This is a genomic window from Clostridium aceticum (genome assembly GCF_001042715.1).
Taxonomy (GTDB): Bacteria; Bacillota; Clostridia; order Peptostreptococcales; family Natronincolaceae; genus Andreesenella; species Andreesenella acetica.
The window spans coordinates 1,145,866-1,158,488 of sequence record NZ_CP009687.1 but is presented as its reverse complement, the minus strand read 5'-3'; the positions used below and the strand labels follow the sequence as shown (position 1 = coordinate 1,158,488).

Sequence of the window (12,623 nt, the reverse complement as noted above, 5' to 3'; positions counted from 1 at the left end):
TTATTTCTTCAACATAAGTAAAAACTTTTTAACCCATAGCCTCCAATTTTTCTTTACATGCCAACGTAATCTCATCCTCTGGGTTTAACCTTAAAGAAACATCCATGTACTCTTTAGCCCTTTGTAGATCTCCAACCTCCATATACATCATGGCTAAGTTGCATAATATCTCACTATCTTCCCCGCCGATTTCTATCGCCTTATGAAAGCAAGCTATAGCCTTTTGCAGTTCTCCAAGGCCCCCATAGCATAGACCTAATTCCACAGTAGCGTCTAATTGATCTTCCTTTAGCTCAATAACTTTTTTAAAGTATTGAATTGCCTCATGAAAATTCCCTAGCTGTCGATATCCTAAACCAATAAAGAACACTAAATTCCACCATGTTTGATACCTTTCATATAGTCCTTCCAATAAAGGTACACCTACTTCTGGTCTTCCCGCTAATATAGCCTCATAACCCCTCTCATATTGAACCATATCCTCCAGCTGGAATAAACATTCTTTCGTTTGTTCCTTTAGTCCCTCATCTAAGTCTAATTCCATTGCTTTTTCCCAATGTAGTTTTGCTTTATTAAACTCTTTATGATCTTTATAAATAAATCCTAAATAGTAGTACGCCAGAGGTTCTTGAGTGTCTAGGTTCAATAATTCCTCTAACTTCTCTTGAGCTTCTGCAGTAAAAAGTTTATAAGCTTTTTTCTTGTTGTTAAGCTCTTGATCCCTATAATCTAACAACACTAAGGCATAATTCAACAAACCTTTTATGCTATGAGGATTTAAAGAAACTAAACTTTTGAAAAATATGATGGCCTCTATCAGCCTATTCTTATTTAAGTACTTTAATCCTTCAATCAGTATATATTCTTCTACTTGGGGGTTAGCAGCATATAAAAATTTCGTATATGCCTCTTTATACTTAAAATTAGGATCTATACCTAGAAGATATACCATACCCCGTATGATACCACCAACAGTAATAATTTCACTTTCCTTTTTCTTTTTAATGTTCTCTGCTAGCTCCTCTGTCAGTATAGGTACATCCAAGCCTTCTTTAGGCAAATAATAATTTTCAATATTTAAGACGGCACCATATTTTAAATGAACAAAAGATAATTCTTCTGTTCTTTTCAATAAATATTCATCTATTAAGAACTTCATTTTTTTCCTCCGTATCTTTAGATATTCACTAGGTATTAAAACTCCCTCATAAATAATCTTTTTCTTCTATTGCTGGTGCTTAGTAGATCAAATAGGTATCCCCTATAAACCATGATATAAGAAAACCAAATTTGTCCCAACAAATATAGTACAATGCCTCTAGAAGAAAAAAGTAGTCTAAAGGGTACCTGATAGTTAAAGATTCCTGTTAGTAAGGTTCCAGTCAGCAAATAAAAGACCCCGATTAACACCAAATTAGGAATAAACCATTCTATCCAATTATCTCTTACAAAAGCTACAGCATAGGTGATAGATTCCCAAGGGTTATAATGTTTTTGATAAACTGCCTCTGGCAAGGCATTGAATAATGCAAATGCTAGGAAGTTGATTATTATGCCTAACCCCATAGGCTGAAAACCCCGTCCAAACCCCGGCATTAAAAAAGTATTGAGAATCAACATTGCTACCCAGCCTATAAAAGATACTCCCCAAACTTTTCTTAAATATACCGTAAACCCATCTTTAAAATCTTGAAAAGTTAATCTATCTTTTCTAATAATGCAATAAATCAAGTATAAGTAATTCGAGAGTATCGCACTCATAAAAATAATACCTACTAAGCCACCCAGTATCCAGAAAAAAGGTAAAATCGTCATTAATACAAAACCTGCTAAAGAATAAAATAATCCCGTAAAAATGATAGGCCAATTTTTTAGTGTGCTGGATAATGCTGTTTTACCAATTTTTTTATTGGTATAAAAGATATCTTTAATAATTTCCATTTTTCTCCTCACCTCTTTATAGTATTCTATTATATACTGTTCTTTACCTAAGTTTCAATAGTATCCAACAGAAAATATCTACAATGATCTATTGCTTTATTATCGATATCATAATCAAACAATAAAACAATCCTTTCCTCTACTATATGTTTTAAATCCTCTGGTTTTTCTTCTAACTTTGCTACATTATAATTGAACTGTTGAAAGTGCACTTTTTTAATGATCTGTTTAGCCGGTAAGTCAACATACTGCGGCAAATACTGTTGCAAGTTTTCTGGCTGCTGTAAAAACTTATGACAATGATCTTTAAAACCAGCTTCCTCTACTATAGCAAAAAACTTTGGAATAGATGAGGTTTTGTTATGTTTAATATAGTCAAGTTTCAATAAGTCTTTAAAAGCTTCTATATTTACAAAACTCTTATATTCATAAAAGTCTATTAAAATCTCATATAGCTTGTTTCTACTATGGGCTTGGTGCTGATATCCTAATCCCTCCCAATACCTCCATAAGTCTTCAAAGAATTTAAAAGAACTGGTGTAAAAACTACTTATGATTGCCTCAATAGCAGCAGAAAACATTCTAGTGTTCCAGTAAGTTTCCACCATTTCCTCTATGCCCTTTAAACTCATGATTTCCCCATAAGCTATATGATCATTTTCTAGTACTTCATAAGGAGGAGAATCATCATAAATATAACCATATTCTATAGCATCTCTTCTAAGCCCAGAACCCTTCAGCAGTTTTAAAAAACCCACCTGCAATTTTTCAGGTCTTAAAGAAAAAACATCATCAAAGGATTTTCGAAAGCTAAAGTAATCTTCTTTTGGTAAACCTACGATTAAATCTAAATGCTGATGAATGTTTCTTCCACTAGCTACTCTTTTAACAACTTCTTTTAGTCTTGAAAAGTTCATCTTTCTTTGAATGGCTTCTAAAGTATCCCCATTGGTGGATTGAACCCCTATCTCAAATTGAAATAATCCGACAGGAACCTTTTGCAAAAATTCCAACATATCCTCTTCCATTAAATCAGCCGTTACTTCAAAATGAAAATTAGTTTTACCTCTATTGTGTTCAACAATATACTGCATAATTTCCATAGCATAACTTTTTTTTGTATTGAAGGTTCTGTCCACAAATTTTACCTGCTTTACTTCCTGATCTATAAAAAACTTTAATTCTTCTTTAACCATTTCAATCGGTCTGAACCTTACCCCTGTAAAGGATGAAGATAAGCAATACTGACAGTGAAAAGGACACCCCCGTGAGCTTTCATAATAGACAATCTTATCCGAATCCAATATTTCTTCATTATAGCCAAAAGGAACTTCTTCCATAGGTATAGCTGATGAAGATATTTCATTCATGAAAACTTTGCCCTTTGCTCTGAAGGCGATAGATAAAATTTCTGAGTAATCTTCATCCCTTTGCATCGCAGCCATTAGCTGTCTAAAGGTTTTTTCTCCTTCTCCTATGACTACGATATCTATAGCATCATTTTCCTCCATCACCTTTACTGTCTCAAAAGAAACCTCCGGCCCTCCTAAAACAATCATAACCTGGGGCATAACTTTTTTTAATAACTTGCTTATTTGATGGATCATTTCTATATTCCATATATAGCAAGAAAAACAAACAATCTCTGGTTGCATTTTATATATTTCATTCAATATGTAGTGCTGACTGTGATTAATGGTAAACTCAGCAATTTCTATATGATCTACTAAATCCTCTGCACTTTTTTTCAAATATCTAACAGCTAGATTTGTGTGTATATATTTAGCATTTAATGCTGTCAATACTACCTTCATGCTTTTGAAGCCTCTTTTCTTTATTTTTATTTTTTTTGGAAATCTATGTACATTATAACATAGTTCTTCATAGGTTAAAAAATATATGGATTTTTTGCTAAACAGTGCATACTTATATGTTTGCCTATTTATACCTTAAGTTTTAAAGTCGTATAATTGTAAATTAATTGTAAACCCTATTGTATTATTGACACTTATTCAATATAATACTAGTTAGCGAGATTATTTATAAGAAAGGGTGGTACTTTTTTGTTACCTCAAAGTCACGTTATTATTGCAAAACACCTTCATAAGAACGTCAAGGAAAAGTTTGGCGTAGTTTTAGATCGAGGCAGTCTAATCTATGGTAGTGTTAAGCCAGATATACCTTTTCACTTAAAAGGATTACGTCACTTTAAGCCTCAATCCTTTGACTACATTTGTAGAGAAATACAAAAGTTATCTCAGTACACATTGAATAATAATAAGCAGCATATCAAACTACTATCCACTGAAATAGGCATTGTTACACACTTTATTTCTGATTACTTTTGCGTACCTCATAACGATAGGAAAACCTATAAGAATCATTTTCTTGAACACCTTGCTTATGAAAACAACCTCCATCAACAGTATAGAAACTATAATAAAAAGATAGAGGTCTCTAATTCTTTTTTTAATATAGATAACGACACTACTGATACTATACAATCCCTTATAGACCATCTACATCAAATCTATACACTGAAAAAAGAAAGCTATATCAACGACTTAGAAAGTTCTCTTCAAGCATCTACTGCTGTGGCTTTCTATATCATTTATCATAATAAAATAAATGGCAAAAGCAATAGAGCTGCTTAGCTTTAGCAACTTTGAAGAACTAGTTTTTTTGAAGCACTTGAAAAGACAAGTGCTTTTTTCTTTTGTAGCAAAATTGTTGTAAAAGCTTGAAGGTTTTTCTCTATTCATGTAGAAATAGTAACTTAAATAAACTTTAGTCAGTCTATAGGGGAGGAAGATAGTAGTATGGATGAATTTTCTAGAATATCGGTAGAAGAAGTTTCAAAGCGTGATATGCTGATGATTATTAAAGCCCTTGAATATACAGGTGAAAATACCAAGGTAGCATCATTTATTGAATTAAAGGATGCGATTGTAAAACAATTAAGTTCTTTAGCAAATACCAGTGAAGAAGAATTTATTCGTTACTTGGAGAAAAATTGCTGAAAATATAGTACAAGGCAGTGAATTTTACTGCCTTGTTTTTTCTTTGATAAAAGTATAGATTCCCGACTTTGTTTCAACCAATAGCTTTGTATAATAAGGGGTTTCTTGCTTTTCTTTTATCTTTAAAATATTTAGTATAGGGTGCCTTATGGTACTGCCTTCTTTCTGTTGAAATAGATCAATGGGTTTTTCTTTATTATCGTAAGATCGCCTCTTTATTTCAAAATTTCTTAACTTATAGATATATCTTCCTATATCCCCAATAAAGGATCGATCTTTTAATGCGTCCTCAGGCTCTTGTAGAGTATTCATTCCCCAAAGTCCATAGGAAATGGCTATTGTCTCTTTATAGTCATCCTGAGGGAATTCTTCTAAGCTTATTTGATCACCTGCTTGAATAGCATATAAATTCTGTAAACCCTTTAAGAATACAGCTTTGCTATACCAAGGATTTTCTTCTATGTTATCATCACGAAAGCGATCTAGATCTAAAATATAAGCTATTTTTTCTTTTTCAAACTGTATGCTATAGTTTGCAGGCAGCTTTGATTTAATATTTTCATTTAACTGATTCAATTGTAAATGAATGAGATAATTTTTTAGTTCTTGAACCAGTTCTTCTCTTTCCATAAAACCTTTTTCTAGAAACATATATGTAGTTCGTATTAGTAGTAATCCCGTCAAAATCACCTGCGGATGTCTATTTAAGTAAATAATACTTTTATAGGCCTCTGCCTCAGCAGCAGCATAATTTTTATTTGTTAGCAAAACTGACAAAACCCGTGTAATACCATGACCTCTTTGATCCTGCCAATAAAACTTACTTTCGTAATAACTCTTGTTATCCTTGAACTTATTAATAAAGTTGCTAGGATTTCCATGACGATAGTATTGCCACAGTTTCAATTCCTCATAAAATCTTCGATAGTCTACAGCAACCTTTAACTCAGTTTCGCAATCTACCAGAGATTTTATCATGATCAGTATGACTTCAGTGACATAGCTATACTGGCCTTGTGGTTTTTCTATTGTAAGGTTTTCATTATATTTATATAAAAAGTCCTTCATTGCTTCCGTTTTCCCATCTGCATTTTCATTATAAAAACCTAGAGCATCACCATAAACCATCCACAAAAGAGCATTGGATATTTTCGTTTCCAAGGTCAACAACTTCTCCTCCTCTCATTGAATTATTCCTTTATTATAATATAAAAGATACAGCCCTTCAGCTGTACCTTTTATGTTACATTTTTTCCGGTGCTTTGATTCCTAATAGGGTTAAACCTATTTTAATTACCTGTCTAGCGGCAAGTACGATAGCTAATCTTGCCTTTTTTAGTTCTTCGTCTTCTACTAGTACAGGATGGTCGTGATAAAAACGGTTAAAGGCCTGAGCTAAATCAATAATGTGTCTCGTGACGATAGAAGGCTCATTTTTTCTTTGAGCATCTTGCACAATATCAGAGAACTGCTGTATTTTCTTTATCACTTCCATAGTGATATCATCCGTTAATAATGTTGTATTTACTTCACTGTCTATTTGTGTATTGGCCTTTCTCAAAACACTGCTTGCTCTAGCATGAGTATATTGAACATAAGGACCGGTTTCTCCTTCAAAGTTTAACACCTTTTCCCAGGAAAAAGTATAATCCTTAATACGATTATTTGACAGCTCTTGAAATATAATAGCCCCTACCCCTACTTCTTCTACTACTTGATCTATATTTTCTATATTAGGATTTTTTTCTAATATGATTTCTCTAGTTTTTTCTATTGCCTTCTTAAGTACGTCCTCTAAAAACACTACTCTTCCCTTCCTTGTAGCAATGGTTCCTTCTTCTAATCTAACCAATCCAAAGGGAACATGAATACAATCCTCAGCCCACTGGAAACCCATCACTTCAAGGATCTTTATCCATTGTTCAAAGTGCAAGTTTTGTTGAGAAGCTACAACATAGATATTTTTATAAAAATCATAGGTTTCCTTTCTATAAATTGCTGCTGTAAGGTCTCTGGTGATATATAGTGTAGAACCATCCTTTTTTCTAATCAACGCAGGAGGTAAACCATGGGCCTCTAGGTTTACAATATCTGCACCTTGAGATTTTTCTAATACACCTTTGTCCTCCATCATTTGTAAGACTCTAGGCATTTTATCAGAATAAAAACTTTCCCCTGCTAAGGAATCGAAGGAAACATCCAGCATTTTATATACACGGTTAAACTCTTCTAAGCTTACTTCTCTAAACCATTGCCATAATTTTAAGGCTTCTTCATCTCCGTCTTCAAGCTTCTTGAACCACATTCTTCCCTCTTCCTCTAAGTTGGGGTCCTTCTCTGCTTCATCATGAAATTGGATATATAGCTTTAATAAAGTTGGTATAGGACTTTCTCTTACTTCTTCTTCATTTCCCCATCTTTTAAAGGCTACGATCAATTTGCCAAACTGGGTTCCGTAGTCGCCTAAATGATTGATGGCTATGGTATTGAATCCTAAAAATTTATAGATTCTGTTGATGGAGCTGCCGATTACTGTACTACGGATATGTCCTATATGAAAAGGCTTTGCAATATTAGGAGAAGAAAACTCAACGATGACATTTTTTCCTTTACCTAGATCACTGCTGCCATAGCATTCTTTTTGTTCCAATACTTCTTTTAGCGTTTCCTTGATAAAAAAAGCTTTATGTATAAAGAAATTTACATATCCTCCAGCCTGTTGTACCTTTTCAAAGTAGTCGTTTATTTTAACAGCTCCAACAATTTCCTCGGCAATCAGTGGTGGAGCTTTTCTAAATGTCTTTGCTAGCTTAAAGCAAGGGAAAGCATAATCCCCCATATTTGGATTTGGTGGTACTTCCAGCATGGAAATAATTTCTTCTACTTCTAAGTCTGGTATTTGCTGTTTTAATACTTCAGCTACTTCTTGTTTAAAATCAAACATTCCTTTACCTCCTAAATAATATATTATAACAAAAAAACCCTCATCCCTAAAACTTAGAGACGAGAGTATAATCCCGTGTTACCACTCTTATTGGCACAATCTATGCCCACTTTTACTCCCGATAACGGTGGAAACCGCCTTGTCCTACTTATAAGTTTCGGACAGGACCTCCAAGGTGCGCTTCGACATAACTCTGTGCCAGACTCCCACCAACTCTGACTCGCTGAAACAAATCCTTATATCTACTTTCCTCATCATAGGTACATTGCTTATTCATTTTATCTGCTAATTAATATATCATATATTTTTACAATAATCAATGAATTTATACACACTTCTATTTTATATGCAAATTTGAAGCTTTTCTCTTGGGGTTTAAAATTCATAGATCCATATCTCTGTGCTATACATCTGCCTCCATAAAATTTTCTTCCGTATACACCTTAATATTTTTTCTCTTCAAAAGAGCAGCCGCAACACCATCACCTTCTGTTAATGTTTTTGTAAAGGAGCCATCATAAATCTTTCCACTACCGCAAGAGGGACTCCTTGCCTTCAAGATGGCGGCAATCACTCCGTTTTCTTCAGCTAATTTTAGTGTCTTTTCAGCACCTTTTACAAAGGCTTCAGTAACATCTTCTCCACCAGTATTCATTATGTTACCCTTCTTTTCCAGCACGTCTCCCCCTTGGATTTCTGCCGGCAGTCTTGGGGTAGTTAATCCCCCCAGCTCTTCAGGGCAAACTGGGAGAATATTTTTTTCACTCAGAAACTTTATAAGCTCTAAATTTTTATTGTTCGTACCATCATATCTACAATTAACACCTAAGAGACAAGCACTTACTAAAACCATATTCTCACCTACCTACATTTTCTACTTTAACTCTACAATAGTAACACCGGCCCCGCCTTCTCCATACTTGCCGTCTCGCTGACTTTTTACATGCCTATGCTTCTTCAGCATTTGCTTGATGCCTGCCTTCAATACCCCTGTTCCGACTCCATGGATAATTGTCACCTCTGTCAGTCCTGCTAAATACACATCATCTAAGTATTTGTCCACCTCTACATAAGATTCTTCTAAATTCTTTCCACGAATATCTAATTCATTTTTCGCACTGGTGGCCTTGCTTTTTACAATCTTTCCTAGTCCAGTAGTTTTTGATTGTTTTTTCTCATTTACATTTTCTAAATTAGAAACATGGATGTTCATTTTCATAATACCTATTTGAATAAAAACCTCTCCATTTTCGTTGGCTGGTTCTATCACATGCCCTACTTGATTTAAAGATAGTACCTTTACTGGATCTCCTGCCTTCAAGTTTTCTGGAGGTTTCCTGCTGGTTTTTGTAAAGAGTTTTTCTTCGAAACCTTCAGATAAGTTGTTTAACTGGCTATCCATATGGGTTTTTGCTTCTTGGATTTTTCTGTTGATTTCTTTTTCTTCTAACTCCACCTTTAATTTCCTTAGGTTTTCTACAACTTCTTCTGCTTCCTGTTTTGCTTCCTTGACAATTTTATAGGCTTCTTTCTTTGCTTCTTTTAGAATTTTTTCTCGCTGCTGTTCCAGTCTATCCTTCTTTTCTAAGTAACTGTCTAATGTAGCTTCTGCTTGTAATCTTAGACTGGCAGCCGTGTTTTTTTCTTTTTCTGCTTCTACCCTATTTTTCTCAATATTTTGCAGTAAATCCTCAAACTCAATGTTTTCTTTGGTTAACAGGGTCTTTGCCTCTTCGATTAGTTGGTTGGATAAACCTAGCTTTTTAGAAATTTCAAAAGCATTCGACTTCCCAGGAACACCTATCAACAGCTTATAGGTAGGTCTTAATGTCTCCACATCAAATTCCACCGATGCGTTTTCCACCTGATCCTTTAAGAGAGCATATTGTTTCAGCTCGCTATAATGGGTGGTGGCTATTACAGAAGTTCTTAAGCTTTTTAAATAATTTAAAACCGCCATGGCTAAAGCAGCACCTTCAGTTGGATCGGTACCCGCCCCAAGTTCGTCCAGCAACACTAAAGAATTTGGGGTAACTGCTTCTAGAATCTTTACAATATTGGTCATGTGGGAGGAAAAGGTACTTAAACTCTGTTCAATACTTTGTTCATCTCCTATATCCGCAAAGATATGATCATATACCGCTAATTTTGTTCCATAATCCGCTGGTACATGTAGTCCACTCTGGGCCATCATACTGAGAAGTCCTACTGTTTTGAGTGTGACTGTTTTACCACCTGTGTTGGGACCAGTGATCACCAATAGATGAAACTCTTCCCCCAGCCAGATATTTGTTGGCACCACTTCACTAGGATTTAGTAGTGGGTGTCGACCATTTTTAATAGCCACTTTGCCCTCTTGGTTTAAAGCAGGCTCTATCGCCTTCATGGATAGGGATAGCTTTCCTTTTGCAAAAATAAAATCCAGCTCCTGCAATATACTTTGGTTCCCCTTTATTTCCTCTCCTCTTTCAGCAATCATGGAAGAAATCTCCATCAAAATTCTTTCGATTTCTTTTTTTTCTTTAATTTTTAATTCTTTAAGTTGATTGTTTAATTCCACAACTGCCATAGGTTCAATAAACACTGTCGCTCCACTGGAGGACTGGTCATGTACTAAGCCTGGAAAGTGACTTCTGTATTCTTGTTTTACAGGAACTACAAATCTATCTTGTCTTATGGTGACAATGGCATCCTGCAAATATTTTTGATAGGAAGTGGAGTTAATAATACTGTTTAGTTTATTTCTTATAGCATCATTTTTAGAAGCCATCATTCTTCGAACGTTTCTTAATTCTGAGGAAGCATGATCGGAGATTTCTGTTTCGCTCAGCACACATACTTCGATCTTCTCTTCTATTTCCTTGACAGTATTCAGGCTCTGTATTAAACCCCTGATAATAGGGTACTCTGCCTCTTGTCTATCATCTTCTTTTAAAAATTGTTTTAGTTTTCGGGCAACAGCTAATGTATCTCTTAAATATAAAAGTTGTCCTGGATCCAGGTAAGAGCCAATCTCTGTTCTACGAACAAGGTGTAGAATATCATGTATCCCCCCTAGCGGAACATTGCCTCTTTTTATCAAAATACTTTGTGCTTCACTGGTCTCCTTCTGTAGCTGTTGTACTTTTTCAAGTTGATTAAAGGGTTTTAAGTTCTTGGCTAAATCCTTACCTAAAGAAGAAGCACACCCCTCAATCAATTTTTCAATGATTTTTGTATATTCTAGTACTCTTAAGCTTTTTTCATTCATTTGCCTTCACCTCTTGAAGCGTCTTGTTATAATAATTATATCAACTATATCTTGCACTTTTCTATTGTATCATATTACTTTTTGATGTTCTATTCAATTCCTTATAGGTATTTTCTAAATAATAGTAGGATGACTAACATTGGCAGGATTAAAAGCAGTTTCAATCCCTTATAGATATTTTCTAAATTAAGCAACTCAAGTCCACTAGAACATATAGAACAGTTTCAACCCCTTATAGGTATTTTCTAAATGTCTATGCAAAATCCGATGAGTATTTATTTGAGTGGTGTTTCAATCCCTTATAGGTATTTTCTAAATCAGAAAAAGAAAGAAGATATTCCAATTGACAGAATAAGTTTCAATCCCTTATAGGTATTTTCTAAATCAATAAAAATGGCTTTAAGAAAAGGATTTTTGATGGTTTCAATCCCTTATAGGTATTTTCTAAATCAATAACTTTCTGCGGGAGTAGCATATGAACTAAAATGTTTCAATCCCTTATGGGTATTTTCTAAATCGTTAAAGGTGAGCCTGTTATCTTAGGACAATTCGTGTTTCAATCCCTTATAGGTATTTTCTAAATGTATGTAGAAATAGAAAGTAAATGACCGATGCGGCGTTTCAATCCCTTATAGGTATTTTCTAAATCAGTGGGCGGTGAACGCTAGAAAGTGGGCAATGGAGTTTCAATCCCTTATAGGTATTTTCTAAATGGAAGAAAGAGATAGAGCAGAAAGAACAATTGAGTGTTTCAATCCCTTATAGGTATTTTCTAAATTTTTTAAAATTCCTTTTTAAAATAATCCTTTTCAAGAGTTTCAATCCCTTATAGGTATTTTCTAAATCAGGAGAAAGAGCTGCTGAACTAGGTAATAAACTACTGTTTCAATCCCTTATAGGTATTTTCTAAATCTCAACATCTATAGTAATGAAAACACGTTACATAAAGTTTCAATCCCTTATAGGTATTTTCTAAATCCATTAAACATATTGATTTTATCATGTTTGCTAAAAATTGTCAAAATTTAACTTAATTACTCAACTTCTTATTTTTTATAGGTGTTTGATCCTAACCTATTTAAATATCAATATCTTTTACAAAAATAAAATTGTCGTCGTTCTCCCGAGTTTTTTACCCGATTAGAGGTTGACGACAATTTTTCATGTATCTCTCAAAATTTATGTCTAAATCAGACTTTTAAATTTACAAAAAAATATCTTCCCCTCCTTTCTTAAGTCCATATTCTTCTCTTTTAGAATAGGTTTTAGACCTAAATATATAAAAAAGTATGGAATCCTCCTCTTTATTTATTTTACTTAACAGCTCATGCTTGAGTTTGACAAAGTTTGCTTCTGTAATATCTCCTTCTAGTACAGAGTTTTGTACCCAATTTAAATATTTTCTGGATGTTTTCAGTACTTTTCCAACACGTTTTATGTTTATATCATAGACTAATATCACAAACAT

General features: G+C 33.9%; 10 protein-coding genes, 1 CRISPR repeat array and 1 other annotated feature. Of the genes, 2 read left to right on the top strand and 8 right to left on the bottom strand.

Features of this window, described 5'->3' with window-relative positions:
• Positions 1–28 precede the first annotated feature (28 nt).
• From CACET_RS05230 to CACET_RS05220, 3 genes are read right to left on the bottom strand one after another with little or no spacing between them, the layout of a single operon-like run.
• A complete protein-coding gene (locus CACET_RS05230) occupies positions 29–1,159 on the bottom strand; it encodes a tetratricopeptide repeat protein (protein ID WP_044823308.1) in 1,131 nt (376 codons plus the stop codon).
• Positions 1,160–1,194: 35 nt separating this feature from the next.
• Positions 1,195–1,941, bottom strand: coding sequence for a hypothetical protein (locus CACET_RS05225; RefSeq protein WP_044823309.1), 747 nt, complete (start codon positions 1,939–1,941; stop codon positions 1,195–1,197).
• A 47-nt stretch (positions 1,942–1,988) separates the two neighbouring features.
• A complete protein-coding gene (locus CACET_RS05220) occupies positions 1,989–3,755 on the bottom strand; it encodes a B12-binding domain-containing radical SAM protein (protein ID WP_044823310.1) in 1,767 nt (588 codons plus the stop codon).
• Between the two features lie 249 nt (positions 3,756–4,004).
• Between CACET_RS05220 and CACET_RS05215 the strand changes: the two genes are divergently transcribed.
• Both CACET_RS05215 and CACET_RS05210 read left to right on the top strand, forming a co-directional pair.
• Positions 4,005–4,595 carry a zinc dependent phospholipase C family protein gene (locus CACET_RS05215; protein WP_044823311.1) on the top strand — a complete coding sequence of 197 codons (591 nt, stop codon included), beginning with the start codon at positions 4,005–4,007 and terminating at the stop codon, positions 4,593–4,595.
• Between the two features lie 165 nt (positions 4,596–4,760).
• Positions 4,761–4,961, top strand: a complete 201-nt coding sequence (locus tag CACET_RS05210) for a hypothetical protein (RefSeq protein ID WP_044823312.1) — start codon at positions 4,761–4,763, stop codon at positions 4,959–4,961.
• 24 nt (positions 4,962–4,985) lie between these two features.
• On the opposite strand, the gene CACET_RS05205 is transcribed toward CACET_RS05210, so the two are convergent.
• From CACET_RS05205 to cas2, 5 genes are all read right to left on the bottom strand, one after another.
• The gene (locus tag CACET_RS05205) at positions 4,986–6,128 is read right to left on the bottom strand and encodes an ADP-ribosylglycohydrolase family protein (RefSeq protein WP_044823313.1); all 1,143 of its coding nucleotides are present in this window, start codon (positions 6,126–6,128) and stop codon (positions 4,986–4,988) included.
• Between the two features lie 76 nt (positions 6,129–6,204).
• Positions 6,205–7,905 (bottom strand): arginine--tRNA ligase, encoded by a 1,701-nt coding sequence (argS, locus tag CACET_RS05200; RefSeq protein ID WP_044823314.1) that lies wholly within the window; start codon positions 7,903–7,905, stop codon positions 6,205–6,207.
• Positions 7,906–7,957: 52 nt separating this feature from the next.
• Positions 7,958–8,172, bottom strand: a binding site (T-box leader).
• Between the two features lie 136 nt (positions 8,173–8,308).
• A complete protein-coding gene (locus CACET_RS05195) occupies positions 8,309–8,758 on the bottom strand; it encodes a 2-thiouracil desulfurase family protein (protein WP_044823315.1) in 450 nt (149 codons plus the stop codon).
• A gap of 21 nt (positions 8,759–8,779) precedes the next feature.
• Positions 8,780–11,155, bottom strand: a complete 2,376-nt coding sequence (locus CACET_RS05190; RefSeq protein WP_044823316.1) for an endonuclease MutS2 — start codon at positions 11,153–11,155, stop codon at positions 8,780–8,782.
• Positions 11,156–11,245: 90 nt separating this feature from the next.
• Positions 11,246–12,133: a CRISPR direct-repeat array (repeat unit 30 nt; unit sequence GTTTCAATCCCTTATAGGTATTTTCTAAAT).
• Positions 12,134–12,359: 226 nt separating this feature from the next.
• Positions 12,360–12,623, bottom strand: coding sequence for a CRISPR-associated endonuclease Cas2 (gene cas2 / locus CACET_RS05185; protein WP_044823317.1), 264 nt, complete (start codon positions 12,621–12,623; stop codon positions 12,360–12,362).

Excerpts from the sequence above, each read along its gene's own strand:
- CACET_RS05210 (WP_044823312.1), top strand. The coding sequence starts at position 4,761 with ATGGATGAATTTTCTAGAATATCGGTAGAAGAAGTTTCAAAGCGTGAT.
- CACET_RS05195 (WP_044823315.1), bottom strand. The coding sequence starts at position 8,758 with ATGGTTTTAGTAAGTGCTTGTCTCTTAGGTGTTAATTGTAGATATGAT.
- CACET_RS05190 (WP_044823316.1), bottom strand. The coding sequence starts at position 11,155 with ATGAATGAAAAAAGCTTAAGAGTACTAGAATATACAAAAATCATTGAA.
- CACET_RS05220 (WP_044823310.1), bottom strand. The coding sequence starts at position 3,755 with ATGAAGGTAGTATTGACAGCATTAAATGCTAAATATATACACACAAAT.
- CACET_RS05230 (WP_044823308.1), bottom strand. The coding sequence starts at position 1,159 with ATGAAGTTCTTAATAGATGAATATTTATTGAAAAGAACAGAAGAATTA.
- CACET_RS05225 (WP_044823309.1), bottom strand. The coding sequence starts at position 1,941 with ATGGAAATTATTAAAGATATCTTTTATACCAATAAAAAAATTGGTAAA.
- argS (WP_044823314.1), bottom strand. The coding sequence starts at position 7,905 with ATGTTTGATTTTAAACAAGAAGTAGCTGAAGTATTAAAACAGCAAATA.
- cas2 (WP_044823317.1), bottom strand. The coding sequence starts at position 12,623 with ATGTTTGTGATATTAGTCTATGATATAAACATAAAACGTGTTGGAAAA.